22 protein-coding genes are annotated in these 26569 nt (G+C 42.0%); 10 read left to right on the top strand and 12 right to left on the bottom strand.

The window, feature by feature from the left end:
- Window positions 1–75: 75 nt before the first annotated feature.
- The 9 genes from F0249_RS00845 to deoD form a co-directional block, all read right to left on the bottom strand.
- Window positions 76–915 carry an energy-coupling factor transporter transmembrane protein EcfT gene (locus tag F0249_RS00845; RefSeq protein WP_171755530.1) on the bottom strand — a complete coding sequence of 280 codons (840 nt, stop codon included), beginning with the start codon at window positions 913–915 and terminating at the stop codon, window positions 76–78.
- Window positions 902–2605 (bottom strand): ABC transporter ATP-binding protein, encoded by a 1704-nt coding sequence (locus tag F0249_RS00840; protein WP_171755529.1) that lies wholly within the window; start codon window positions 2603–2605, stop codon window positions 902–904. The genes F0249_RS00845 and F0249_RS00840 overlap by 14 nt, the downstream gene beginning before the upstream one ends.
- 6 nt (window positions 2606–2611) lie before the next feature.
- Window positions 2612–3160 (bottom strand): ECF-type riboflavin transporter substrate-binding protein, encoded by a 549-nt coding sequence (locus F0249_RS00835; protein WP_017054374.1) that lies wholly within the window; start codon window positions 3158–3160, stop codon window positions 2612–2614.
- Between the two features lie 322 nt (window positions 3161–3482).
- Complete coding sequence (locus F0249_RS00830; RefSeq protein ID WP_017054375.1) at window positions 3483–4613, bottom strand: HlyD family secretion protein; 1131 nt, start codon at window positions 4611–4613, stop codon at window positions 3483–3485.
- Entirely contained in the window at window positions 4613–5050 is a 438-nt protein-coding gene (locus tag F0249_RS00825; protein WP_171755528.1) for a DUF3302 domain-containing protein, read from the bottom strand. The genes F0249_RS00830 and F0249_RS00825 overlap by 1 nt, the downstream gene beginning before the upstream one ends.
- 247 nt (window positions 5051–5297) lie before the next feature.
- The gene (locus tag F0249_RS00820; protein WP_171755527.1) at window positions 5298–6884 is read right to left on the bottom strand and encodes a GGDEF domain-containing protein; all 1587 of its coding nucleotides are present in this window, start codon (window positions 6882–6884) and stop codon (window positions 5298–5300) included.
- Window positions 6885–6895: 11 nt separating this feature from the next.
- Window positions 6896–8350: a hypothetical protein gene (locus F0249_RS00815; protein ID WP_113798479.1), complete on the bottom strand. Its 1455-nt coding sequence runs from the start codon at window positions 8348–8350 to the stop codon at window positions 6896–6898.
- A 206-nt stretch (window positions 8351–8556) separates the two neighbouring features.
- Window positions 8557–10026: an IS1 family transposase gene (locus tag F0249_RS00810; protein ID WP_113798477.1), complete on the bottom strand. Its 1470-nt coding sequence runs from the start codon at window positions 10024–10026 to the stop codon at window positions 8557–8559.
- Window positions 10027–10087: 61 nt separating this feature from the next.
- Window positions 10088–10798, bottom strand: a complete 711-nt coding sequence (deoD, locus tag F0249_RS00805) for a purine-nucleoside phosphorylase (protein WP_017054380.1) — start codon at window positions 10796–10798, stop codon at window positions 10088–10090.
- Window positions 10799–11110: 312 nt separating this feature from the next.
- On the opposite strand from deoD, the gene F0249_RS00800 reads away from it, so the two are divergent.
- The 3 genes from F0249_RS00800 (at window position 11111) to F0249_RS00790 (ending at window position 13948) form a co-directional block, all read left to right on the top strand.
- On the top strand, window positions 11111–12058 hold the full coding sequence (locus tag F0249_RS00800) for a DUF523 and DUF1722 domain-containing protein (RefSeq protein WP_113798475.1): 948 nt from the start codon (window positions 11111–11113) through the stop codon (window positions 12056–12058).
- Window positions 12048–12911: a MerR family transcriptional regulator gene (locus F0249_RS00795; RefSeq protein WP_171755526.1), complete on the top strand. Its 864-nt coding sequence runs from the start codon at window positions 12048–12050 to the stop codon at window positions 12909–12911. The genes F0249_RS00800 and F0249_RS00795 overlap by 11 nt, the downstream gene beginning before the upstream one ends.
- 122 nt (window positions 12912–13033) lie before the next feature.
- Window positions 13034–13948: a L,D-transpeptidase family protein gene (locus F0249_RS00790; RefSeq protein ID WP_017054383.1), complete on the top strand. Its 915-nt coding sequence runs from the start codon at window positions 13034–13036 to the stop codon at window positions 13946–13948.
- Between the two features lie 26 nt (window positions 13949–13974).
- Here the strand turns inward: F0249_RS00790 and F0249_RS00785 are convergent, their stop codons facing one another.
- Window positions 13975–14244: an Lpp/OprI family alanine-zipper lipoprotein gene (locus F0249_RS00785; protein ID WP_017054384.1), complete on the bottom strand. Its 270-nt coding sequence runs from the start codon at window positions 14242–14244 to the stop codon at window positions 13975–13977.
- Between the two features lie 308 nt (window positions 14245–14552).
- On the opposite strand from F0249_RS00785, the gene F0249_RS00780 reads away from it, so the two are divergent.
- Window positions 14553–15896 (top strand): DEAD/DEAH box helicase, encoded by a 1344-nt coding sequence (locus F0249_RS00780; protein WP_171755525.1) that lies wholly within the window; start codon window positions 14553–14555, stop codon window positions 15894–15896.
- Window positions 15897–15971: 75 nt separating this feature from the next.
- On the opposite strand, the gene F0249_RS00775 is transcribed toward F0249_RS00780, so the two are convergent.
- Window positions 15972–17615, bottom strand: a complete 1644-nt coding sequence (locus tag F0249_RS00775) for a methyl-accepting chemotaxis protein (protein ID WP_171755524.1) — start codon at window positions 17613–17615, stop codon at window positions 15972–15974.
- Between the two features lie 348 nt (window positions 17616–17963).
- On the opposite strand from F0249_RS00775, the gene F0249_RS00770 reads away from it, so the two are divergent.
- The 6 genes from F0249_RS00770 (at window position 17964) to F0249_RS00745 (ending at window position 24715) form a co-directional block, all read left to right on the top strand.
- Window positions 17964–18785 (top strand): phosphate ABC transporter substrate-binding protein, encoded by an 822-nt coding sequence (locus tag F0249_RS00770; protein WP_113798465.1) that lies wholly within the window; start codon window positions 17964–17966, stop codon window positions 18783–18785.
- An 82-nt stretch (window positions 18786–18867) separates the two neighbouring features.
- Window positions 18868–19797, top strand: a complete 930-nt coding sequence (gene pstC / locus F0249_RS00765; protein ID WP_113798463.1) for a phosphate ABC transporter permease subunit PstC — start codon at window positions 18868–18870, stop codon at window positions 19795–19797.
- Between the two features lie 44 nt (window positions 19798–19841).
- Window positions 19842–20732 carry a phosphate ABC transporter permease PstA gene (gene pstA, locus F0249_RS00760; RefSeq protein ID WP_171755665.1) on the top strand — a complete coding sequence of 297 codons (891 nt, stop codon included), beginning with the start codon at window positions 19842–19844 and terminating at the stop codon, window positions 20730–20732.
- A gap of 63 nt (window positions 20733–20795) precedes the next feature.
- Window positions 20796–21545, top strand: a complete 750-nt coding sequence (gene pstB / locus F0249_RS00755; protein ID WP_017053521.1) for a phosphate ABC transporter ATP-binding protein PstB — start codon at window positions 20796–20798, stop codon at window positions 21543–21545.
- A gap of 247 nt (window positions 21546–21792) precedes the next feature.
- Complete coding sequence (locus F0249_RS00750; protein WP_171755523.1) at window positions 21793–23907, top strand: GGDEF domain-containing protein; 2115 nt, start codon at window positions 21793–21795, stop codon at window positions 23905–23907.
- 187 nt (window positions 23908–24094) lie between these two features.
- A complete protein-coding gene (locus F0249_RS00745; RefSeq protein WP_017053523.1) occupies window positions 24095–24715 on the top strand; it encodes a YgjV family protein in 621 nt (206 codons plus the stop codon).
- 179 nt (window positions 24716–24894) lie between these two features.
- On the opposite strand, the gene F0249_RS00740 is transcribed toward F0249_RS00745, so the two are convergent.
- Window positions 24895–26565 (bottom strand): BatD family protein, encoded by a 1671-nt coding sequence (locus F0249_RS00740; RefSeq protein WP_171755522.1) that lies wholly within the window; start codon window positions 26563–26565, stop codon window positions 24895–24897.
- Window positions 26566–26569: the final 4 nt, after the last annotated feature.

Here is a 26569-nt window from a genome sequence, read left to right as displayed (position 1 = left end):
AAAGTGAAGGCGTATGAAAAAGGCCGCATGTTTATACGGCCTGTTTTCGTTCTTATAAGGATGGAGCGAACGCCATTAGAATGGGTACCAAAATAGGGTTGGATCGATAACTCGTTTGGTAATGGCTAACATAACGGTAATGCCGATTATAGCCAATAGAATATAGTCGGTTTTAGTCATGGCTTTCAGGCTATACCATGTCCGTGACTTGTGACGACCAAACCCACGTAGTGTCATCGCATTCGATATTTCATCTGCTCTGTCTAAACTAGAAAAAATCAGCGGACCCAGAATTTTGGCCACGTTTTTCATTCGAGTGAAAAAGGGGGCTTTTTTCGATAACTCCACTCCACGTGCTTGCTGAGCATGCATAATATTGACAAAGTCTTTCTTTACTTCTGGCAAATAACGCAGCGTTAAACTCACGGCATAAGCAATCTTGTATGGCACACCTAAGCGATTTAGGCTTGCCGCGAATTCCGTTGGGTGGGTTGTAAACACAAACACCAAAGCGATAGGGAACATGCTGAAGTATTTTAGAGTCACCGTTAATAAATAAAACAGTGTCTCTTGTGTCAGCGAATAACCGCCCGGTAGAGCAAGCAGTATGGTTTCACTGCCCATGAATTCAGTCCCTTGACTCGGTGCGAGCAAATACATAAATAGGGCGTTGAGTAGCAATACGCTCGCCGTGCCTATGAGAAGTGGTTTGTATACTTGTACTGGGACTTTGGTCATTTTTAATAACCCCAATCCAACCACTAACAAGCCTGTGATCATACGCAAGTCAAATGTAGTGAGAACTACCGTTACCCATGCCAAAAATAGGATGAATTTAGTGATGCCATTTAGAGCATGCAAAGGGGAGTTGGTATTAATGTAGTTAATACCAAATTTCATTTTAGATGCTTTCATGCTGACCTCTTTCATGTTGAATGAAGTGCTGCATAAATGCGTCCGTTTGGGTGATACCCACCTTAAGTGCGAGTTCGTATAAGCTCGTTGTTGCTAAGTTTGCACTATCCAGTAGCGCTGGTTGGCTGAACACTTGTGTCATTGGAGCATCTGCTATCAGTTTGCTGTCAGAAAATACGATAGAGCGGGTGGTGTACTCCAAAACTAAATGCATATCATGAGAAATGATAACCACAGTAATACCCAACTCACGGTTTAGCTTTTGAATGAATGCCAGCATTGAGGTGTAATTTCGATAATCTTGACCTGCGGTTGGCTCATCTAAAATCAGAAGTTCAGGCTCAAGAACCAATATAGACGCGATAGTGACACGCTTTTTCTGTCCGTAACTCAGAGCTTCGATTGGCCAATTGCGATATTTGCTTAATCCACATAGTTCTAATATGTGCATGACTTTCTCTTGAACTTGCTCTTCACTCACTCCTCGGTTACGTAAACCGAAAGCAATTTCATCGACGATCATATGGTGCGAAATCATATGATTTGGGTTTTGCATGACTACGCCAACTTTCTGGCTTCGCTCAAAAATAGATAGCGTATCTAGATTGATCCCATTAAGTGATATGTTGCCTTCATCTGGATCGATAACCCCCATGATAAGCTTAGTTATCGTGGACTTCCCTGATCCATTTTTGCCTAAGATGGAGACAAACTCGCCTCTGTTGACTTGAAAGGAAACGTCTTGAAGGGCGTTCTTCTCACCATCATAAGAGTAAGTCAGATCTTGAATCGATAGGAGTGGCTCAGTGTAGGGCGTAGGTGTTGTTTCTGGGCGAGCATTAAACCAATTATTCAGTGTTTGCTGGTGTTTCTCGATATTGAATGACACGAGTGACGATAAGTTTTCGTCAGCACTAATTGAAGAGTTTGCCGCTTTTAGTGCTGATAAATAGAGCGGTTCACGGATACCATGTTGCCCTAAAAGAGGTGAAGCAAGCAGCTCATTCGGCGTGCAGTCAGCAACGATTTCACCTTGCTCCATCAATATAATTCTATCAACATGGCGATGTAAGACATCTTCTAAGCGATGTTCAATAATGATGATGGTTTTGTGAGTGCTCTTATGCAGTTGATCAATGATTTCAATCGTCGCTTTACCCGTTTTTGGATCTAAGCTTGCCAATGGTTCATCGAACAAAAGCGTGTCGACATCGTCAACGAGAACACCACCAAGTGAAACTCGCTGCTTCTGCCCACCAGAAAGGTCATGTGGAGAGTGATCGAGCATCTCATCGAGATCGACCATTTTCGCAGTATTGGTGACAACACTGTGCATTTCATTGGTCGCCATCTGCTGGTTTTCCAGAGCAAATGCGATATCTTCACCAATACTAAGACCTACAAACTGACTATCCGTATCTTGTAATACCGTTCCAATTTGTTCGGTAAATTCATGCATGTCGAAATGACGAGTATCCCTATTATTGAGCGATAATTTGCCCGAGATCTCGCCTTTTATTGCATGTGGAATCAGACCATTTAAACATTGGCCAAGTGTTGATTTACCGCTACCACTTGGACCAATAATGACGATTTTCTCCCCTTGCTCTATCCGTAGATTGATATTTTTTAGCGTCGGTTTATCCAGCGACTCATATCTAAAAGAGAAGTTCGAAAATTCTATTGTCATTGCCGTTTACGCCTCAGTTAGGTTACGGCTTTGTTTGTTTCTTTTCGCCACAGATTTAAGTATGAAGTAACCAACGATAGCGATAAGAACGGTGTTCCCAGCAGCAATAATCGATAACTGAGTAAACACTTTAGTAAATGGTTCTGCATATAAAATGGTATCGAGGAATGCTGAGCATCCGTAGCCTGCGATGTTGCCAACTAGAGCAAGTAAAACAAATAGAATGAAATCTTTATGATTAAAGTCGCCTTTCTCAATGCGGTTTTGAGTCAATTTAGGGAAAAAGCCAATGACTAAACCAACAATGCCTGAGCCAAGAACCCAAGTGATCCAGACGCCCCAACCTGCAAAAAGGTCAGTGACCCAGTGACCGATGAACCCAACTAAAAAACCGACTAATGGCCCAAAAAGTACAGAGAAAAGGGCTAAAACTGCCATTGCTGGTTTAAGTGTAGTGTTGGCAAAGACTGGTACGCCAAACATTGGCAAGCCGCCAATACCGTAAAGGGCTGCGCCAATTGCGATAACAACCACGGTTTTTGCTGAAAGATTCATAGATAACCTTAATTACTAAAATGTTCTTTTTAAAGAGCGGAATGGATCTGCTTTTATTTGCATTTTTCTATTGAGATTAAATAATAAACAAATAGAAAAATAAGCCGCGCATTATACAGGACAACTGACACCCAAGGGAACCTATGTGTCTAGATGTCTAAAAATAAAAAAAGGCAGCTGAATGTCAGCTGCCGTATACATTTTTTCAGAATGTTTGTATTTAAACCGATTGAGTTACCGAGAGGCGTAGCAAGTAGTTTAGGCATCGCTAGTGGTCTAGACGTCACTAATGTCTTAAATACAAGTAATGGTCTAAATGCAACTAATGGTCTAAATACAAATAGTTTTGCCAGCTTTTCATTCGTATTAACACTTTCCGCATGATGGAGACATGAGTAAAGCTATCGGAATAAACAGCCACTTCGACCGCGGTACCGAGCGGTAAATGGTAATCTGACAGGTCATCATTGACTTTCAATTTCACCAGTACGCGGCCATTGGTGCGTAAGGCTTCCGTTCCTACCAAAGTTCCACGAGCTTGAAATTGGCTTTCTCCGATAGTTGGGAGCACATCAATAATTTCACCCTGAAAGACTTTTCCAGGAAGCGCTCTGAATAGAAACTCAGCAGTAAAACCAGGTTGTAGGCGCTGCAATGAATTTTGTCTAAAGGCGGCAGTATAGATTTTGTCTTCAGTGTGGACAAAGGTTGCAACGGGTGCCAAAGGCAGAGGAACCGCCATTACACCAGGTCTTAGGGCCAGTTGAGTCACATATCCGTCTGTGGGTGCCCTGACTATCGTCTGATCTAAATTGAACTCTGCTTGCTGAAGGTCGGCCAGTAATTTTGCAACAGCGGTATTTTCACCACCAATCTCTGAGCTAAGCGCGATTTCAGCTTGATCAAGTTTCGCTTGTGTGACGTTTACAGCCGCTTCGGCCGCTTTATAAGCTTGGCGGCGGGTATCAAGTTGTTGTTCAGTGAATGCGCCTTTATCGTACCCTTTTTGATAACGTAAGAACTCCCGCTTGGCTTTGTCTTTTTCAGCAACGGCTTTGATCTTTGCTGATTCGGCTTCAAAGACATCAGACTTTAGCCCCAGAGCACCTTGGCTTGCTTGTTTTATCTGGGCTTCAATTTTCGCCACTTCAGCCTCAAAAGGAATGGGATCGATTCTAAATAGAACATCTCCTTGTTTAAGCTCTTGGTTCGGCAATACTGGCACTTCCACAACTCGCCCACGAACACCAGACACGACAGGTGTGGTGGTGAACACTTGGTTACCAACTTGGGTGAAAGGGTGATTGTAGTTCATCAACAAAATTAGAGTACCGATTAATACGACACCGCCGAGTACCGCGGTGGGTACCGTCCACTTGTTTAGTGGGATTTTAAATACTTTAAATATCGTGATACACAGAGCGGCATAGGTCATTATCAGAAGTAAGTCCATTATTTATCCTCCTGATTTTGTTGTGCGGTTTGAGATGATGCTAAGGTCGTTTGCTTAGAATCTTGGGCTCGCTCTTGCGAGTCAGGTTGCGAGGGTGCGAATTGGGCGATTTTGATATCAGAGAGCTCTTTTTCAAGTGCCGCAACTTGATCTATCAACACGTCTACACGGTGATGAATATCTTGTTGCTCTTCTTTTATTTTTGCAAATCCCCAGCCTCGATCTTTGCGCCATAATGTTGCCCAAATCCAAAGAAATGGCCAAATCGTATGTAGGGTAAATAGGCTTACCCAGCCTGATACATGAATCGCATCTTGGTGTGGGTGGTCTCGCTCTTTTGCAATCTCATATGGGATGTCATGTATGACGATGACACCATAAAAAATCACAAGAGCAACAAAAATCAAGAGCCCAAGGGCAAAATAGTCTAAAAACATACAGCATCCTTGTGTTTAGTGAAACAGTAAGAAAACGTCTCACATAATATTAGTTAAGTATTTGTTGTAAAATATAAATAATCAACAAAAAGAACTGTGACATATGCGCTAATTCATATTTTGGGTAGAAGAAAAATAGTAACGGTGATATGTCAGTGGGTGCTTAGGGGGCGGAGTATGGAGATAATCAGTGAAACGGAGCAATGTGAATGAAAGGCCTAGAACCCAGTTGATCCTAGGCCCAGCCTTACTCTTCTAAACAGACTTGATTACGCCCATTCGCTTTCGCTCTGTATAGCGCTTTATCTGCTCGATAGAAGGTGCGTTGTGTATTTTCACCTTCACGGTGCGAGGTAATGCCGATACTGACAGTGAGTCCTCGCTCACCTAGGATCTCATGCCATCCATACTGGAAAATACGTTCACGGTAGTTCTCGGCATGCATTTCGGCTTGTTGCATGTTGACGTTTTCTAAAATCACAAGGAACTCTTCTCCACCAAAACGAACGCATGATGCACCGCTGAATCTAAAGTAGGAGGAGAGTTCATTAGAAACACTGACGATCGCTTTATCTCCGACTAAGTGGCTCAACTCATCATTAATGGACTTAAAATGGTCAATATCGACAACCATTAATGAAAACGTAGTGTCGTGTAGGAGTAAATCTTTTAGTTTTACATCTAACCAACGGCGGTTGTGTAAATTTGTCAGAGGGTCTGTAAATACATCTTGCTGTAGTTGAGCAACGGCATTCTTTTGATTTTCAGTGGTTTCTTTTAACTCACGGTTTTCTTGCTCAGAAAGAATCAACTTGAGTTGTAATTCAAAGCGAGACAGCCTTCGTAACTGAGTCGCTCCCAGTTCACTGATAGGAATATGCTTCATTAAATCAGATTCAATGCGGTAGCCTTTTTTTTCATATTCAAGTGCTTCTTGATACTCACTTTGGCTGGCACTGATGTGGCTTAATGTGTCATAAAACTTCTTTACAACCGCCGATGAAGATTGAATTTTTATACGTTTATGAGTGGTATTCAATACGATAGTGGCCAGTTGTTGCTTACCATCTATGCAGTTTAAACATAATGCTAACTCTAAACGAATCATCAAGGATAACCAACTAGATGAAGCACTGCTTATCGAGTATTGGACTTTTGATAGGGCGAGCAATGCATCGTGATACTGTTTTTTCTGACGACAGATTTTGGCTTGGTAGAGACGAATTTGACCGGCTAAAATTTTGTCACTGACGAGAATACTGAGCTCTTCACACTCTAAGAGTAAGTCGTTGGCTGCGTTGATGCGTTTTAGGTTGATGTAACAGGCAACGATATGAAGTTTGTATCGAAGTCTCAATGAGCGACTACTTATTGCATGATCAATACTGTCAATCTTTTGGTAATAACGTAGTGCGCGGCTGTGGTCACCATAAGCATCGCACAAGTTCCCCATACCTAAAATTGATGCGACATAATCGTCAATAAAACCATGTTCTACAGCAATATTAGAGATGCTGATGTATTCAGATAGTGCTGAAGTGTAATCACCAATATCCATTAAACGTTCACTGAGACTCGCTTTTATTGTCAGGATATCATCGACGTCTTCGGGAATATTGAGTAAGTTAAGCGCACGGCGAAGTTCATCAATACTGGTGCTATGTTGCTTTAACTTTGCGCGGTATTCTGCGCTGATTAAATAGCAATGAGCACGTTCTTTATCTGTCGTTGCGATATGTTTACAGATATGTTCCCAAAATATAATGGCATTTTCACCAGACACGGAAGAAGGATCTAAGCCAGCATCGGAAATTTTGTTGAGTAGCGTTTCCATGATAGTACCTTCTATTGGCTTTCTTCTAATTGCTCAAGGGTGAATGGAAAAGTGAGAATGTCTTGTAGTGTCAATTTTGGTAGTTCGCCTGTTAAACCTTTACGATGCCAAGGGTAGATTTCAATCATTTGACTGAGAACGAGAAATAGCTGGTGTGCCGCGTCACCTTTCTCCGAGACTAGCATCGCAATGCGCTTGCTACTTAAGCGAGAGAGCAGATCATTGTGGTTACACAGTGTATGAGCAATCTCTGTACATACGTCTAAATAAGCCGGATCAGAGTGTTGAAGCATAATTATGGCGTGATTGGAGTGTTTAAGTTCTGTTTTAAATAGAACCAATTGCTCCCACCAGAATGTTTCAGAAACAACGTTTGAATAATGTTTCTGTGGGTCATATTCGTATTGACCACGGATTCTGTTAATTAGCTTACGTGCACGCTGCTCAAGTTGGCGCTTCGAACCTCGAGCTTTATCTAAGCTGACTCGAATGGTTTGTTCATTCAGCATTTTAATAGAGTGCTGGCGGTATTTTTTAAAGGCGATCAGTGCGGCTTCAAAATCACCTTGTTTTTCAGCGACTAAAGATTGTTGAAAGCAAATTTGACTGAGAAGTTCACCATTATCAAAAAGAGAGGCCGATTGTTCAGCATCCAAAAGTAATTTTGTAGCTTCTTTTGGTTTCTTCTTTAATAGTTCAAGCCTTGCTCTGCTGATAAATGAGTGAGCTTTAATCCATGTTAAATTGTGTTTCAGAGCAAGGTCATGAGCTTTTTTCGTTGCAATTTCAGCATCATCTAGCCGCTCAAGACCAAGTAAAGCTAAGCCTCTAAAATCCCATACTTCAGCTTGCCATGTTTTGTCTTGATGACCTTCCAAAGCATCCTGGGCACCATCAAGTACTGATAGCATTTCAACGTAATTATTGAGTAGGTAATAGTCCCATGCGAGAAGAATGCGAGCCTTACCTTCAAGCCAGCCAATTCGAGCACTATTTGCAACGGTGACAGCAAGCTTGTGGGTTGAGCTGGCCAGTTTATGTTCGTTAGTGATTCGCCATACGTTGCCCAGCCCAATAAGACATTCAATTTGAATTTCGACTTCATCAACAAGGGCAGATTGCTCTAACGCATTAATCCAAAATTGTTGCGCAGAGTAGTATTTGGCTTGCCCCCAATATTGCAAGGCATGTACGTGTAGGATTTCAGGGAGGTAGTTATCAGTATCGAGGCGACTTTGCTTAGAATAAGCTTCTTTGATGGTTTTCAAGCCTTTCCTATAATCCATCAAAGACCAATAGCATCGCGCCATAATCATTAATGACTGGATAGCGCCTTCTTGAAAAAGAATCTGCTCTGAACGAACTAGGCACTGTTCAGCGATACGTAATGCATCTTTAGGCTCTGAATCAATGCGTGATTTCAGTTGTTCTATTTCGATTTCTAAAAGAGACTGATTTTTATCCAAAAGTAATATCCATGACTACCGAACATATTGATAATGTGATCATTATATTAGCGTGCTCCTCGATTAGCACTATTTATGGACTTATAAAGGTAAAGTTTGATGTCTAAGCAACAATAATTAGTGCCGACTCACACTTAATACAGCAAAGTGACGAATTGAGATAGCGGCAATCTTGCGCCATATCATTAGATTCTAGCCTTAAAGTATTAAGACAGGAGCTGTTTTAATGTAAGAGGATGCTCTGTAAGCTCTAATCTTTGTGCCGCTGTAAGCCCATGCTTATCTTGGTAGCATAAATTGTGCCAAGCTCTGAATATATCGAGAAGAGGAAGTAATCCTCCAGGGCGCAGCTTGCGTCTCGGCTCGTTTATGAAGTTATCAAAAAGAAGTTGGAAGCGTTGCTGGTAAAACTCAGTCTGTTTTACTGACGCCTTGCTAAGCCAATGTTTTGGCGCATGGTTTTCACCCGCAAGATAGCAAATGCCTTTATGAGCAGAGCCTTGATTGGATATTGCCCAACGATCTCGCCACCATCCCATATGCACGATATCTGTTTTTTCAAATTCAGTATCGTTGCTCCAGCCGTTATCTTCTTCCACATACATTAAGTCAACGTTTTGACTCAATATTCGCGGTAAGCATACGCTAAGAGCGGCAGAACGAAGAACAGGATCTTGTGGCATATAAATCGAAACACGTTTATTTTCGTTACACATATCTAGCACATGTAAAAAATGTGCATATGACGTATAAGGCGGTCGAATAAGCGCCCCTTTCGATGGGTAGTTGAAGATTGTGAGGTTCCCCATTGGGTCCTCGACATTTCCACGAGCCAAAATGGTTTGATACTGTTGGTCTATTCTTTCACGTAATAGAGGTGAAGGTGCTGGTGTTGGTAAATTCGCTTCTGAAGAGTGGTCTCGAGAGACAAACCGTGAAGGTGTGCTGTAAGGGTCATGATCGACTGAACCTTCAGGTTCTTCACCAGAAGAGTAGTTTACGTGTTGACATAAAATGTAGCCAGAGTGCGCTTCGCCTGTCGCAATCCATAATACGCCATTACTGCTTTTAGGTTGCAGTGGCATATAGTGAGAAGCAAATTCAAATGATTCTGCATGATTTACCCAACGAGCATCGATCATCGCCAGTTTACGACGGCAGCGACTTGCAATATGGTCAACATGGTCGTAGAACGTTTTTGGGTTGATTGAGAGTTTTCGGCAGATTTCACGTACGGAGTAACTCATAAAGAGCAACCCAAGTAAGTTTTCTTGAAAGGCTAATTTTTTGTTGATACCAGACCACTTGTCAACAAACGTGGATTGGCACTGTTTGCAACGGTATCGCTGACGATCACCACTGAAACCAAAAGCATGGTAGAGGTGTTTGTGGGTGTGAACGGATAGACCAAAATTCTCACACTCGCCGTTACGACAAGCGGGAAGGCCATCACTATGAAGTTGTCTTAACCTATGTAACTCGTTAAGAACTTCTTGGTTGTTAAGTAAGGGGGGGAAAGCTCCACACTCACGACAAACCATCGCCGGACGCTTAGGGTTCGCATGTTGCAAAACGTAACGTTTTGCGTCGCTCAATCCAAAGTTGTCACACGCCAATGTTTTACAAAAGTTGAGTTGTAAACCATCTGCGTCTTTTGGCAGTTTGCCGTTGGACACGATCGCCCCCTCGGGATATTCAGGCTGCCAAGTTTTACCTCAGCAGCAAAATGAATTTTTATTAGATGTTGATTGCTGTTTCTAGAGCAACTTTCATCATGTCATTGAATGACTTTTGACGATCTTCAGAGCTTAGTTTTTCGCCACGGATGATGTGGTCAGAAACGGTAAGGATTGTCAGTGCTTTTGCACCTAAGTCAGCAGCAACACCGTAGATACCCGCTGCTTCCATATCAACACCTAGGATACCTAGTTTTTCCATTTTGCCGAATAGGTCAGCTTCAGGAGTGTAGAAAAGGTCTGCAGAGAATACGTTACCAACTTTAACTGGAACTTCTTGTGCACGAGCTTGGCTTACTGCTTCTTCTAGAAGACCGTAATCAGCAATTGCAGCGAAATCGTGGTTGTTGAAACGAATACGGTTCACTTTAGAGTCTGTAGAAGCACCCATACCGATAACAACGTCCATTAGTTTAACGTCATCACGTACAGCGCCACAGCTACCTACACGGATTACATTTTTAACACCGAATTCTGCAATGAGTTCGTGAACATAGATGCAGCACGATGGGATACCCATACCGTGACCCATTACTGATACTTTTTTACCTTTATAAGTACCTGTGTAACCAAACATATTACGAACGTCACATACTTGTTTTACATCATCAAGAAAAGTTTCTGCGATGTATTTAGCGCGTAGTGGGTCACCTGGCATTAGTACTGTTTCAGCGAAATCACCAGCTTGAGCATTAATATGAGGGGTTGCCATAGTTGTATCTCCAAAGTTTTTATCGTGGTGACAAGGATTTAAAATTCAAATCACCAATTCTGTTGAATCTGTTTCTGTCTGTTGAAGCAATAATAGCTAGATATCACGGCCTACCTTGAGACATTCATCACAGAATAGTGCAAGGTGCACTACATTGCCAATATTGATAACTCTTTTTGTTGAAAGTTGTAAGGCAATCGATTTGCTATGTGAATTATTAATAGTGGTTGTACGAAAATATTTTTTGTACAATCAGTTTTGGCATGCTATAAGTTATACGTAGGTTAATTTTGTATAGTTTTGGGGGTGTTTATGTCGCATATTGAGATCGGAGTGAGTGCATGTATCATTGGAAATCCAGTCAGATTTGATGGAGGAAGTAAATTAAATCATTTTCTTGCTCGGGATCTTGTTGACTATTTTTCTTTCGTGCCCGTTTGTCCTGAAGTTTCTATAGGTATGCCGACACCAAGACCGGCAATACGGTTGGTTTCTGACGAAGAGCGAATTCGCTTACTGCAAAGTCAAGACAGTTCGAAAGACCATACCGACAATATGATTCAGTTTTCGAAACAGAAAGTTCAAGATCTTGGTAAAAAAGAGCTGTGCGGTTATGTTGTATGCGCTAACTCTCCGACATGCGGCATGGAGCGTGTAAAAGTTTACCAAGGTAACCAAGCGCAAAAAAATGGTGTTGGCTTATTTACACAAGAGTTGATGGAGCAAATGCCGTGGTTGCCTGTAGAAGAAGATGGAAGGTTACAAGACCCTGTATTACGCGAGAATTTCATTACACGAGTCTATAGCTTGCGAGATTTCTATGATTCGATGGGGGGCGATCCAACGCCCGGAAAAATAGTTGCTTTTCATTCTCGCTATAAATTGAGCTTGATGGCTCACCATCCTGAGTCATATAAATCACTAGGTCGTTTGGTGGCACATATTAAAGATTACGATGAGAATGAGTTTTACCAACGTTATCGTACTGAATTCATGCAAGCGATAAGAAATCGAGCAAGCAGGAAAAACAATACTAATGTTCTGATGCATATCCAAGGCTATTTCAAAACACTGCTTACTGGGACGCAAAAAGCGGAACTGTGCCGTGTGATAGATCAATACCGAACCGGCTTGCTTCCGATCCTTGCACCGTTAACTCTAATTAATCACTACTTAGAGGCGTTTCCTGACTCGTATTTACTACAGCAAAAGTATCTCCAACCGTATCCGCAAGAACTAGGATTACGCTATGCACTATGAATCTGATCATGAAAAATGTGAGACAGAAGATCATAAGTTGTATGCCATACGCGAAGTGTCTGAGTTAACAGGAGTTAAACCCGTGACACTTCGGGCGTGGCAGCGACGCTACAATTTAATTAAGCCCCAACGAACCGAAAAGGGGCATAGGCTTTATACGCAGGGTAATATAGAGACTATTAAGTCGATTCAAAGCTGGCTGGCGAAAGGCATTTCCATAGGGAAAGTTAAACCGCTGCTTGAATCTGAGCTGATAAATAATGCCGGGGCCGGAACTCAAGCAAGTACCTCACCGGTTTTAGAAGACGTTGATACATTGATCTCAGCACTAGCCTCTTTAAATAATGGGAAGGCAGAATCGATCGTTAGCATGGTATTAAAAGAGTACCCGTTAGACATCGTGACCGAGCAATTTGTATTCCCTATTTTGGATGCGCTGGAGCTTGTCAAAGGCCCGCAGCGAACCATTCAAAAAAGCCTGTTTCAGTCAATTATGCTCACGCGATTGATCTCAATTATTGAGGCGGAGAGAAAAGCTGCACATAAAGGGAAATGTTTATTTGTCAATTTGGATCCGATTGGCAGTATACCGGCATGGCTTTCGTGCTTGAAATTGAGTGAAATGGGTTTTTACATGGTTATGCTAGATGGGGTAGAAAGTGTATCTGCTTTACTCAAGCATGAAACCGTTACCAGCTTTTCTCATGTACACTTTTTTTCTAATCGAGCATTGGCAGATAAACAAGTCGCAATATTGACAGCGTGGATGAGTCACGCTGAGCAGGAAGTCTCGGTATCTGACGTTATTGATAAGCTGTATCTGTCATCCGAAGAAATAGCGAGCAGTGACTGAATTTAAGCAGTATGGATGCAGGGAAGCACTTTGTAAGATCAACTATCTCGCCTCAATAGTTGATAAAACAGTCGAAAGAGAGATAACCTTGTAAAAGATAAAGTGCTAAGGAATAACGAAAAATGCTGCGATTCAAACCGTTAGGGCTACTACTAACACTCATTTTAGGCGTGACAAATGGAAGCCATGCTGCCACGTTTGAGTTACCTGAAGATGACAGCCATATCGTTGGTCGTTTGCAACTGCATGTTGTTGAAAAAGGCGAGACCTTAGCCAAAGTGGCCAAGCAATATGATGTTGGTTTTTTATCATTAATGGCTGCAAACAAAGGCGTTGATCCCTTCCTTCCCCTTGAAGGGTATGTACTTACTATCCCCTCACAATTGATTCTTCCTCAAGTTCCGCGAAGAGGTATTGTCATTAACCTTGCTGAATTGAGGCTTTACTATTTTGAACCTTCCCTGAATCAAGTCCATGTTTTCCCCGTTGGTATTGGCAGGGTTGGACGCGACACTCCAGAAATGGAAACGAAAATTAGTCAGAAAAGAGCGAATCCGACTTGGACTCCTCCCACTTCAATTCGTAATGAGTACTTAGCAAAAGGCATTGAACTACCCGCGGTTGTACCGGCAGGTCCCAACAATCCGTTAGGGGAGTTTGCTTTGAGGCTTGGGTATGGCGCTGGAGATTATTTGATCCATGGAACTAATAAAGAGTTTGGTATTGGCTTGAGAGTGAGTTCTGGTTGTATTCGTATGGAACCTCAAGATATCAAGTGGCTTTTTGAAAAGGTAAGTAAAGGCGAGAAAGTGAAAGTGATCAATCAGCCGATTAAAATCGCCCTTGAACCGGATCGGAGCGTGTTTATTGAGGCTCATGAGCCATTAACTCGCAGTGATGGAACGCAACAACCTCTTACCCTTCCTATTGAGCTAAATTGGTGGTTGGAAGAGTTTCAACTGTCAGATAGTAAAGCGAAGGCTGTCATTTTGGCGCAAAACGGTTTGCCTGTAGAAATAGCAGCACCTACTGAATAGCAGGTGCTGGAACAAAATAAGGACGCTTATTTTGTGTAAGACTGTGCAATGTTATCGATACGCTCATTTGCACGAGCCGCTTCTTCTTGTGCAGACATTGCCGCGTCCGCTGCCATTTTTGACTTCATTTCAGCGTCAGCTTGCTCACCTTTAAGAGATGCCACTTCTTGGCTTAGTTGAGACACTTTGTTATTTAGTTCATCCATCTTTGCCATGCTCGCTTCATCTGGCCCTGAAGCACACCCAGCAAGAAGTAGTACTGATGTTGTTGCAGCAGCAAGTAACATTTTGTTCATAGGAACTCCTTGTTCAATAAGTATCGAATCGCGCGCTATACATTCTTCATCATATAGTCGCATCACCTTGATTGTAGCGACTAATTATCAATACACCTAGTTATCTGATGATAAAAAGTTCAATAGTTGAAGTAAGTATCGTTCAGATATTGAACATTCTTATATCTGAGAATCAACAGAGGGAGGCTGAAGGCGGTACTTTCAATTCCATATAATTTTTATGTGATCTCTATCTATAATGGCTGCTTTTGCGTTATCATATCGTGTTAACCAATTTTTATATCGAATCATTAAGACTGGAGAGTCCATTGCACTTTAAAGATTTAAGCCTAGACAATCGCTTACTTAAAAATCTGAAACACTACGACTTTAAAAAAGCGACAAAGATCCAACAACAAGCGATTCCTGTTGTTATTGCAGGAAAAGATTTGTTGGCTTCGTCAAAGACGGGATCAGGCAAAACCTTAGCATTTGTTTTACCTATGCTGCATAAGGCTCTCAAAAATAAAGCATTTTCTGCAAGAGATCCTCGTGGTGTGATTTTGGCTCCGACACGTGAACTGGCGAAACAAGTTTACGGTGAGTTGCGCTCAATGCTGGGTGGATTGTCTTATGATGCGACCCTAATTCTTGGTGGTGAAAACTTTAACGATCAAGTTAAAGCGTTACGCAAATACCCACGCTTTATTGTGGCTACTCCTGGTCGTCTTGCCGATCACCTTGAGCACCGCTCTTTGCATTTAGATGGTGTCGATACGCTTATTCTTGATGAAGCGGATCGTATGTTAGATTTAGGCTTTGCACCTGAATTACGACGCATTCATAAAGCGGCAAAACACCGTCGTCGTCAAACGTTAATGTTTTCAGCAACGTTGGATCACGCGGAAGTTAATGATATTGCATCTGAAATGCTTGATTCACCAAAACGTATTTCTGTTGGTGTTTCGAACGAAGAACATAAAGACATTACTCAAAAATTCTATCTTTGCGATCACTTAGATCATAAAGAAGCAATCCTCGACCGTATTATTGAAGAAGCTGAATACCGTCAGGTCATGATTTTTACAGCAACTCGTGTGGATACTGATCGTTTAACTGAAAAGCTAAACGAGAAGAAGCTTAAAGCCGTCGCTCTGAGTGGTAATTTAAACCAAACTCAACGTAATGTGATCATGAGCCAATTTGAGCGTGCAGTCTTTAAGATCCTTGTGACTACGGATGTCGCTTCTCGTGGTATCGATATTCCAAACGTGAGCCATGTTATCAACTTCGATATGCCAAAGCATACGGAAGAGTATGTTCACCGTGTAGGTCGTACTGGCCGTGCTGGTAATAAAGGGGATGCTATCTCTCTAGTTGGACCAAAAGATTGGGATAGCTTCAAGCGTGTAGAAACCTACCTACAACAAGATTTAGCTTTCTCTGTACTAGAAGGATTGAAAGGTAAATTCAAAGGTCTTCGCCCGCGTAAGCCTGCCTTTAAGAAAGGTGGCCCTGCAAAAGGTAAAGCGAAAGCGAAATCAGCACAGACTCCGAAAAAACCAACTCAACGTGATAAGAGCTTCCATAAGAATGTTGCAGTGGGTGATTCTGTCTTTATTCCAAAGAAAAAACCTGCGAAGCCTGCGGTAGATAAGCCAGCAGAAGAGTAGAGTTTGAATTAAAAAAAACCGCCAATTTGGCGGTTTTTTTGTTTCTAGTGTTTAGCTTTTTCTTATGTGTACTACTTAAACTTTAAAGTAATCAAGTTCCAGTTTTTGCTTCTCAGCAAGGTTGGATAGCTCATGGCTAGCCGCTGCTGCTTGAGTGACGCCAGTTACGTTTTGACTAACCAAATCGTAAATGTTTGAAATGTTGCGATTAATATCTGCTGTTACATGGCTTTGCTCTTCTGCTGCCGTTGCAACTTGAGTATTAATCGAAGCAATATCACCGACTGATTCGCTAATCTCAGATAGTGCGTGGTTCACTTGATTTGCAAGCTGTTGGTTCTCTTCTAACGTGGTTAAACTTGAAATCATGCTCTCGTTAGCTGAGCCAGACTGATGTTGGAGCTCTTCGATGATGGCCTGAATTTCTTGTGTTGATGATTGAGTTCTTGCTGCTAGTAAGCGAACTTCATCAGCAACGACAGCAAATCCACGGCCGCTTTCGCCTGCGCGAGCCGCTTCAATTGCCGCATTAAGCGCCAGTAAGTTCGTCTGTTCTGATATGCCTTGAATCACTTCAATCACATTACCAATTTTTTCAGACTGCTCTTTCAATGAGCTAACGACACCCGCAGCGTCGCCCAACTGGTCTGCCATTTTCACATTTGCGCGGTTACTCTCTTCAAATAACTTCATGCTGTGTGAAGCACTTTCATCGGCTCGTTTTGATGCTGCATCGGCATCTACGGCATTGCTGTTTACGTTAGATGCCGTGCTTTCTAATTCATTGACCGCAGAAGCCACTTGTTCCACTTCTTGCTTCTCTTGATCTGAATTGGCACTTGATTGAGTCATGACCGCCGCCAACTCTGTTGATGCAGACGCCACTTCAACACTGATGCGGATAAGGGAATCTACGGTATGACGCAGTTGTTCAACGGTTGAATTGACATCATGGCATAGGTCGGTAATTTCATTCTTACCGTCAACATCGGCTTTCACTCGAAGATTACCTTTGGCGATCTCTCGCATCGTATCTTGGAGTTTGCGAATTGGAGTCACAATGATGCCTGCTAATAACCAGCCGCTTATCAATGCAATGGTAAGAACAACAATCAAGCCAATAGTGATCGCGCTAAGAGTACTTGTGTGTTTTTCGGTATTGATGCGTAAATCATCAAGAGAGATCTTGTTTAACTTATTTGAAAGTGCGTCAATCGCGTTAACCATCTTCGCACCAGCATCGCGATATTCAGCAGAAGCTTGGTTGTATTGCTGTTGGAAACTATCCGATAAATTTGTCGCGGAATGCTTGGTCTTTAATAGAGGGATCATGGTGTTTTGTGAGTAATCGACGTAGGCATTCATCGCTTCTCGCACAGCTTTAACCTCTGATTTCAAAGATGAAATACGGTCTAGAACATTAAGTTGCTCAAAGTTTGCTTGCTGACTAGTCTTCAATTTTCCTGAAAGCAACTCGACTTCATTTGGGTCAAATAAGCTGTAAATTGCGCTAATACGCATGGCGTAAGTATTGTCGACAATGGTACTAAGCCCATCTTTATATACGATGACACCTTCAGTCGATGTTGTCACGTCATTGAATGCTTCTTCCAATTTTTGACCACCAAACGTGATTCCAATAAGCAGAAGAACAACTGTGAAAAGAACAGGAACAATGACCTGTATCTTTATTGATAGATTACTGAGTAGTTGACGCATAAAAGCCTCTATTTAACGTTGTAATAAAAATATGTGTAATGTTTGGAAACGAAAGTGTTATCGGCTCAAAGATCTTTGTCTTTGTCGGCGGTAACTCTGTGATTTTGCTTCCATTTGAAGTCAAACGCCACCCTAACACTAATTTGTTCAGTACCCAATAATTTGAACGCATTCATGTTCGTTATTTTTCGTTTCGGTCTATAAATACAAAAAATAATTAAGAGGGTGAAGAGGTTATCGTTGTCATAGAGGCTTCAACGAACTGAAACACAACTGTCACATAACCTGCCTAAAGTGAGCATCGTCAAATGAAACACAACGGCAATAAGGCCACTAAAGGAATTTGTGATGAAAAAAACAGTAATCGGCGCAATCGCTCTATTCGGTGCTTTAACAGTGACTTCAGTTTCAGCAAAAGAAACTATTTCTGCGGTAGGTTCCAGTAGCGTAACACCGCTTATGGAAGTGTTTTCTGAAACATACATGAAATCGAATTCAAATGTTTATATTGAAGTGCAGGGGCCTGGCTCTTCTGCAGGCGTTAAAGCAGCAAAAAATGGGTCAGCAGATTTAGGGATGTCATCTCGAAATCTAAAAAGCTCTGAAAAGGAACCTGAATTAAAAGAACTGGTAATAGCTCGTGACGGTATTGCGGTCGTAGTAAATCCTAAAAACGGCATTCAACAATTGACGGCTGAACAGGTTACAGCAATCTATAAAGGCGAAGTGAGCAACTGGAAAGAAGTTGGTGGTGCAGATAAACCAATCGTTGCGATTACTCGTGATACGGCATCAGGCACTCGCGGTGCATTTGAAGATATCATGAAATTGAAAAAGAAAATTTCAGGTGTAAAAGTATCGGCTATTTCGCAACGAGCACAAGTTGCTAATGGTAATGGCGCACTGAAAACAATGGTTGCTTCGAACCCATATGCGATTGGCTATATCTCTTTAGGTACAGTGGATAACTCAGTACATGCGCTCCCTATCGACGGTACTGACGCGACAGTGAGTAATGTTAAGAATGGTTCATACAAAGTGGCTCGTCCATTCCTAGTTCTTTACAAAGAAGGCAAGCCTTCAGCATCAACACAGCAATTCCTTGACTGGATGGTTACCGATGAAGCTCAAGCATTGGTTGCTAAAAAAGGTTACATCTCAGTCAACTAAAACAAATCATTATTGCTCAGCCCACATTTCGGGCTGAGCCTTTTTTACCCATATCGAATTATCGACATATGAGTATTTGGTTATGACCATCGCAACAAATAGTGAAAAGCTTATGAATAGCTCATCGATCTCAATGAAACGTGGATTACGGACGAAAAAGCGGGTTGATTGGAAAGAACGTATTTTTCACGGTTTATTTTTAACCAGTGCGGTTATTGGCATTGTGTCATTGTCAGTTATCGCTTATTTCATTTTTAAAGAGAGTATCCCTGCATTTCAAGCGGTAGGTGTTTCAGGCATCGTTCTCGGACAAAACTGGCTCCCACCTGCACTTTATGGCGTTGCAACAATGATTGTTGCCTCAGTGGTTTCAACATTAGGTGCTGTGGTGGTTGGGGTTCCCATTGGCTTACTGACTGCAATTTTTATTGCTGAAATTGCACCAAAACCACTGGCTAATATTATTCGCCCTGCGGTTGAGTTACTAGCAGGTATTCCTTCGGTTGTATACGGTTTTTTTGGTTTGGTGATCATCGTCCCTCTTATTCAAAACATATTCCAAGTTCCTGCGGGTAATACGATTTTGGCTGGAATTATTGTATTGGGCATCATGATTCTGCCAACCGTTATAACGGTATCGGAGACGTCAATACGTGCTGTTCCCAGTGTTTATAAAGAGGGCTCTTTGGCGCTAGGGGCATCAAAGATATTTACTATTTTCAAACTGTTAGTTCCTGCCGCTCGTTCTGGGATCATGACGGGTGTGATTCTTGGCATTGGCCGTGCGCTAGGCGAAACAATGGCCATCATTATGGTGATGGGAAATGCGCCTGCGATGCCCGAAGGGATTTTAGACTCTGCTCGAACGTTGACAGCCAATATCGCAATCGAAATGTCTTATGCCAGCGGGATCCACGCGAATGCATTGTATGCGACTGGCGTTGTATTACTGGTTTTCATCATGTCATTAAACGCTGTTTTACTGTATTTAAATCGTGAAAAAGCGAGGTAACTATCATGACTTCACAAAATATGACCACCTCAGAGAAAAAAGCGATGTCGGCGTCAACAGCACCCGATAAGTTGAAAAGTGCAAAACTCAAGAAACAACGTCAGCTCAAAGACAATGTATTAAGTGTCTTTATTTGGGGCGCTTCAGCATTAACCGTAGGCTTCCTGTTTTGGATCATGTGGTACATCCTTTCAAATGGTTTGCAGCATGTTGATTGGAATTTTGTTACCGATGACTACACGCGAACAGGGGATGAACACGGAATTTTCCCGATGATTATCTCGACGATCTATATGGTGATCGCGTCGATTTCAGTCGCCGCACCGCTTGGGATCATGACGGCAATCTACTTAACGGAATACGCCAAAGTGGGCAGTAAATTGGTTAAGATTATCCGTTTCTGTACCGAATCATTAGCGGGAATTCCATCGATCATATTTGGTCTATTTGGTATGACTTTCTTCGTGGCAATACTTGGGTTAGGTTTTTCCATTTTGTCAGGGGCATTAACGCTGAGTATTTTGATTCTTCCTGTCATTATCCGAACAACGGAAGAGGCTCTAATGGCAGTGCCGCAAACGTATCGAGAAGGATCTTATGGGCTAGGCGCTCCAAAAATTTATACGATTTGGCGTTTAATTCTACCAAGTGCCATGCCTGGGATTTTGACTTCCGTCATTTTGAGTATTGGCCGTGTTATTGGAGAGTCGGCACCTGTATTTCTTACCGCAGGTATGGTGGCGCGTATCCCAGATAGTTTATTGGATTCAGGAAGAACGTTAACGGTTCACCTGTATAAGCTCACCACGGAACTATTTTCTATTGAAGAGTGGAACCAAGCCTATGGCACGGCAACTGTATTGATTGTAGTGGTGTTACTGATTAACACCCTGACCAAACTGATAGCCAGTCGCTTTAATACCGCAACGTATTAAACATTGAGTACTTCAAGTACATAGTCGCTATCAGCCACAACAGAATTTAAGAGAACTTAAAAAATGAACAAATTTGATATTCAAGACCTCGATCTTTTTTACGGTGAAAATCAGGCACTAAAAACCATTAACTTACCTGTACCAGTGCGCCAAGTTACGGCATTGATTGGTCCGTCGGGCTGTGGAAAATCAACATTACTTCGGTGCTTAAATCGAATGAATGATTTAATCGAAGGCGTGAAGATCACTGGTCGACTTGAAATGGATGGTGAAGATATTTACGGCAACATTGATGTCGCCGATCTCCGCATCAAAGTCGGCATGGTATTTCAAAAACCGAACCCTTTTCCTATGAGCATTTACGAAAATGTCGCGTATGGATTACGAGCTCAAGGCATCAAAGATAAGAAGCATATCGATTCCGTGGTTGAGCGTTCGCTACGTGGTGCCGCGCTTTGGGATGAAGTAAAAGACCGATTGAAATCACATGCCTTTGGTTTATCTGGCGGTCAACAACAACGATTATGCATTGCTCGTACTATCGCAATGGAGCCTGATGTCATTTTAATGGATGAACCAACATCCGCGCTTGATCCTATTGCAACTCATAGAATTGAAGAGCTGATGGAGGAGCTGAAAAAAGAGTATACGATCGTTATCGTGACTCACTCAATGCAGCAAGCAAGACGTATCTCTGATCGTACGGCTTTCTTCTTAATGGGAGAACTAGTGGAGCATGATGATACTGCCGTTATTTTCAGTGAACCTAAAGATGACAGAACAAAAGGCTATGTTAATGGTGATTTTGGTTGATATGCAATCATGCGCTAGTAGTAAATTCTAAGAAATCACTATAAAAATATATGCGATGAATTTTGCCTCACTTTATGTGAGGCTTTTTTTTGGAAACAAAATCCCAATAATGTCTAAGTACTCTAGGATGTTGCAAATAGAGTTTCAAAAATGCGGTGCATTTAACAATCGACATTTAACGCCATTGATTGCATATGGTTTTTTGAGCAATGATCCAGCCATTAGATGACATTATTGGGGTCCCTTGGTGTATATAAAAACGTTCTCAAAACAAGTTTCAGCAGTAAGAGATCATAGAGTGTTGGCTGAGGTGTTATTTGCTTACCTTCAAGAAGAGCTAAGTATCGAGGGCGCGCTCATTTTTCGTGATCCTATTTATAGTCCACGAACTGTCCCGTTATTCTCAATTGGTACTTTTTCATCACTCATCTCTTATCCATCTACTTTTTGGAAGTGGGCGGCACAGTTTGATACTGCGGAAGGATTCATACCTATCGCCATGAATAGCTGTATATGGGATGAGAAACCAAAGCATGAATGCTCTTATGTCATGATGCTGGATAATTCAACGGCTTCTCGAACTTACATTATCATTCAAGGTATTAAAGATGAGAGTGTCGAAAAAATATTTGAATCTACATTTGAGTTTTTACAAATTGCGGCGGCAAAATGGCAATGTGTGCGAGCTGAAAAAAATGCGGCTTTAGAGATTAAAAATCGAGATGTACGTGAAGCGCAATACCTCGATGAGATTAAAATGCGCGAACAGTTTGTAAACAACATGAAGTTGGTACAAAAGGTCGCCTTAGAGCTGTCTAATCCAAAATCCCTTGATGAATTATATAAAGCAGCAGTCGAAGCGGTACGTGATCAGCTTGGTTTTGATCGTGCGGTATTCATGTTACTTGATATGAAGAAGCGATGCTTCAGTGGGACTTATGGAACGGACGAATTTGGGAAAACAAACAGTGAACATCAGACCCAGTATGATATTCATCAGCTAGAAGAAGAGTACATTGAAGGGTTATTCAGTAAAAAAAAGAATCTGGTTGTGATCGAAAATGCCCCTCTCTACACGGCTGGTAAAGTGGTCGGGCAGGGGTGGAATGGCATGCTGATTTTAAGAGAAGCGGGAGAGGCTTTTGGTTGGATCGCAATGGATAATTTGGTTCATCGCAATGCAATTACTGATTATCAGAAACAGATGTTGGAGTCTTTTGGTTCGCTTCTGGCGCAAATATATATCCGTAAGCGCCAAGAGCAGAGCGTTCGTATGCTGCACTCTAGTATTGTCGAGCTTTCGAGGTGCGCGACGGTAAGTGAAGTTTGTAAGTCCGCCGTCACCTTTGCGATTCAGCATTTAGGTATCGATCGTTTAGCCGTTTTTCTAACCGATGAAAAATGCTCTTATATGCAAGGTACATGGGGGACTGATACTCAAGGCAATGTGGTGGATGAATCCTACTATCGAAGTGAAACCACGAATAAATCGATCGTGAATCAAGCGAGATCGGTACCAAACGAAGTGGCTTTTGAAGAGTCAGTTCCTGTTTACCATGATTGTAAAATTGTAGGTTTTGGGTGGACATCAATGACGATGCTGACCAGTAATAGTGGTGTCCCTATCGCTTTTATCGCCGCAGATAATTTGCTAACTCGTAGTCCATTAACGTCCCAGTTGAGAGAAATGATCCGTATGTTTGCATCAAGCTTAGCCGAAGTGCTTCAGCGAACGGAAGCGCAAGAGGCGATCCGAGAGCTGAACGAAAACTTGGAGCAAGAGGTCTCTAAACGAACTCATGAATTAGAACAAGTGAATAGGCAGCTTGAGGTGCTTTCAAAAATGGATCCTCTGACCCGCTTAGGCAACAGAAGAATGTTGGATTATCACTTGGAAAAATTATGTGAAATAGAGAGCGAGAGGGAAATCACTTTTGGGGTCATCATTCTTGATATCGATCATTTCGGGCTGTTCAATAATTATTATGGTCACCTTGAAGGGGATATCGCCTTGATTCGAATCGGCAATATCCTTGAGCGATATGCTTCAGGTGAAGATCAAACATTTTGCCGCATTGGTGGTGAAGAGTTTGCATTATTACTTGTAGATACCACCGAAAGAGAAGTGGAAGAGAAAGCGGAAGCGATACGTCAAGGTATCGAGAATGAGAACATTAGGCACATTGATAACCCTGACAATACATGCTTAACGGTATCCATCGGGTACACATGGACCACAATGACATCGGCGAACTTTAATTTTGACTCGCTATACAATAAAGCTGACGAAGCTCTATATCATGCCAAAAGGTCAGGACGAAATTGTGTGAGTTGTTTGGACCTATCGAGTGAAAATGCTTAGTTGAGTGAAATGCTTAGTTGAATGAAAATACTTAGTCGTGTGACGCTGACATAGAAACATTTGATTTATCTTAGTTGGAATGTCGAGAAGGTCAGAGTTTCGGGATGTAACGAGGTAGCTTGTTTTGCTTCTGCTATGTTTAATAAATATCAGGTTTATTAAATATCAAAAGCATAAGGGCATCAAAATGGAATTTGATTGGGTTGAATGGTTTGGTTATTTAGCTTCGCTTGTGGTACTCGTCTCATTAACCATGACGTCGATTATTAAATTACGGGTGATTAATTTTATTGGTTGTTTGTTATTTGCGGCCTTTGCCTATTTCATTGATTCATACCCCACCATGTTAATGAACCTTGGAATAGCGGGGATTAATGTGTATTACCTCTACAAAATTAGCCACACCAAAGAGAAGTTTAAACTGATTTCGGCGTCGGTTGGTTCTGAATATTTTGAGCATTTCATTACAGCAAACCGCGAAGATATCGAGCGGCAAATATCGACAGAAGAGTTAAAGTCAGCAGACACTGCTTTTTATATGCTTAGGAATAACAGTATTGCAGGGTTGCTGGTGGGTAAGAGAGAGCAAAATGGAGTACTGAACGTCTTACTTGATTATGTCACGCTAGAGTATCGTGATTTTAAAATTGGTCAGTATTACTTTAAAACGCATCCTGATGTGATAAAAAGCCGAGGGTTCAACTCGTTACACGCGCACGCAAATAGTGATGAACACCGCACTTACTTAGAAGCGGTAGGGTTCCTGCCTTCGGACGCGGATGATCAGTTATTTATTAAGTATCTGTAATCTTAATTATTCTAATTAACCTGATAAAAGGGAGCCCAAAGTTCATTTGGCTCCCTTCCCTTTGTTCACTTTAACGGCTATCTCGTATTAATAACTATCTCATATAAATAACTATCTCATCTCAAAAGCGACCTCCTCACGCCAATCAGTCATGCCGCAGTAGTGATGGTTATCTTCATTTAAAGTTTCGCTAGCACTGATTTGTGTTTCGACTTTTGTGCTGTAGAGCTGATTTTCATCGCTTTGTTAATCAATTTAAGCAATGACTTGTTACTCCACTGAGACCGAGTTTCCCCATAGTGACTTTCATGCATTCGCTGGAGTTCATTCTCCATCGCATGGCGAACATCTGTGTCCAAATTGACTTGCGAGTACATCCAACTAGAGACAGCTTGTTGAATACGAATCGGATCACCGGCATCGATGGTTTGCAGTAGGCCAAGGTCTTGAGGGGCGATCTCGGCTTTGCTTGCTTGTGTACCGACATTTTTTGGCTTGGTTCTCCAAAACTTGATGGCAATAAGCACGGTGATTAGCCATAACGTGGCAAACATATAAGTCAGATATGGCCAAATGCCAGCATCAATAACCGTGATGGCTTGTGTTTCAACAGGCACAGCCTTAGTTGGCGCGCTTGGCAAAGTCAAAGCCGTTTCGTTACCCGGTTTTACCTCTAAGGTTAGTCCATTAATATTCGCTGTTTCCTGTTGTTTTAACTGAGTATTCCACCATGGGATTTTTACAGAAGGAAGTGTCACACTGCCTGTCGATTTCGGGATCAACACTTGCTTCACTGTCATTACGGTTTGACCCTGATCGGTGATGTCAAATTGAGGTTTTTCATCATAGACTCTAAGAGAGTCTGGATACGTTACATTCAAATTCGGCAATTGAGTTTCAGACAATCCATCAACGGTTAAATAGATGGTTCGAGTGAGTGATTCACCAACTTTGGTGTCGAAAGTCGAGGCAGGATCGAGATTTTTACCAGACTCATCTTGCCAAGTCTGTTTGAGTGTTAGCGATGGTGTTGGTAGCCAAAATCCACGGTAACTATCGGGTTTGGCTAATACTTTGATCGTGTAGGAATCGGCTTTGGTATTCAGTTGGATTAGACGTGTGGATCCATTGCGGTTCCCTCCGTAAACCACGGCACCTTTCAGACTTGGACCTAACAGTGTCGCGTTAGTGTGCCCATTATCATCAGCGGTTATGTGATAGCTCTGATCGACAATCGTCACTTCCATTCCATCGATAACGCTTTGATATTGCTTGGAGTCCCCAATTGCTTCGATACGGACTCCGGTTGCTTTCGGTTGGATTATTTGTGGGTTTTGTAAGCGTCGCGGATCCGCCTTAATAATCAGTCGGGCATGAAACCGTGTACTTTCATTCGGGTAGAGCTCATTTTTCTCTAGCTGAGTTTGAAATTCAACCATGTCGTTTTGGCTAGGAGCCGATGTGTCGATACTTGATTGAATAACGATAGGCTGGGTTGATACACCCCCGACAGAAAAACTAGGGATTGTCAGTGTTCCTAATTTGAGTGCCGCGAGAGAGACCGTCCATTCACTGCGGACACTCCGATCACCATTGATGATATTAATCGCCGAACCGAAACTTGGGCGACCTAGATAGAAATCGGACTCTAGTGATGTAAAGTTAATATCTTCAGAGCTGAGCTTATGATCCGCGACAATTTTAAGCTGAAACACTTCATCTTTGGCGACTCTGTTTTTACTTACGCTTGCGACTAAGGACTCAGCATGAGCGATTGAGCTTAGGCCTAGCACTAGGCTAAAGAGCATCGTGGAGAGTACTCTTATGAAAAATGGATAGGTGCGTTTCATTCTA

It is taken from the genome of Vibrio sp. 03-59-1 (genome assembly GCF_013114135.1).
GTDB lineage: Bacteria > Pseudomonadota > Gammaproteobacteria > Enterobacterales > Vibrionaceae > Vibrio > Vibrio cortegadensis.
This window is presented reverse-complemented; position numbering and strand designations above follow the sequence as displayed.

Coding starts and splice junctions, on each gene's coding strand:
- F0249_RS00845 (WP_171755530.1), bottom strand. CDS start 915: ATGAAAGCATCTAAAATGAAATTTGGTATTAACTACATTAATACCAAC.
- F0249_RS00840 (WP_171755529.1), bottom strand. CDS start 2,605: ATGACAATAGAATTTTCGAACTTCTCTTTTAGATATGAGTCGCTGGAT.
- F0249_RS00835 (WP_017054374.1), bottom strand. CDS start 3,160: ATGAATCTTTCAGCAAAAACCGTGGTTGTTATCGCAATTGGCGCAGCC.
- F0249_RS00830 (WP_017054375.1), bottom strand. CDS start 4,613: ATGGACTTACTTCTGATAATGACCTATGCCGCTCTGTGTATCACGATA.
- F0249_RS00825 (WP_171755528.1), bottom strand. CDS start 5,050: ATGTTTTTAGACTATTTTGCCCTTGGGCTCTTGATTTTTGTTGCTCTT.
- F0249_RS00820 (WP_171755527.1), bottom strand. CDS start 6,884: ATGGAAACGCTACTCAACAAAATTTCCGATGCTGGCTTAGATCCTTCT.
- deoD (WP_017054380.1), bottom strand. CDS start 10,798: ATGGCAACCCCTCATATTAATGCTCAAGCTGGTGATTTCGCTGAAACA.
- F0249_RS00800 (WP_113798475.1), top strand. CDS start 11,111: ATGTCGCATATTGAGATCGGAGTGAGTGCATGTATCATTGGAAATCCA.
- F0249_RS00795 (WP_171755526.1), top strand. CDS start 12,048: ATGCACTATGAATCTGATCATGAAAAATGTGAGACAGAAGATCATAAG.
- F0249_RS00790 (WP_017054383.1), top strand. CDS start 13,034: ATGCTGCGATTCAAACCGTTAGGGCTACTACTAACACTCATTTTAGGC.
- F0249_RS00785 (WP_017054384.1), bottom strand. CDS start 14,244: ATGAACAAAATGTTACTTGCTGCTGCAACAACATCAGTACTACTTCTT.
- F0249_RS00775 (WP_171755524.1), bottom strand. CDS start 17,615: ATGCGTCAACTACTCAGTAATCTATCAATAAAGATACAGGTCATTGTT.
- F0249_RS00770 (WP_113798465.1), top strand. CDS start 17,964: ATGAAAAAAACAGTAATCGGCGCAATCGCTCTATTCGGTGCTTTAACA.
- pstC (WP_113798463.1), top strand. CDS start 18,868: ATGACCATCGCAACAAATAGTGAAAAGCTTATGAATAGCTCATCGATC.
- pstA (WP_171755665.1), top strand. CDS start 19,842: ATGTCGGCGTCAACAGCACCCGATAAGTTGAAAAGTGCAAAACTCAAG.
- pstB (WP_017053521.1), top strand. CDS start 20,796: ATGAACAAATTTGATATTCAAGACCTCGATCTTTTTTACGGTGAAAAT.
- F0249_RS00745 (WP_017053523.1), top strand. CDS start 24,095: ATGGAATTTGATTGGGTTGAATGGTTTGGTTATTTAGCTTCGCTTGTG.
- F0249_RS00740 (WP_171755522.1), bottom strand. CDS start 26,565: ATGAAACGCACCTATCCATTTTTCATAAGAGTACTCTCCACGATGCTC.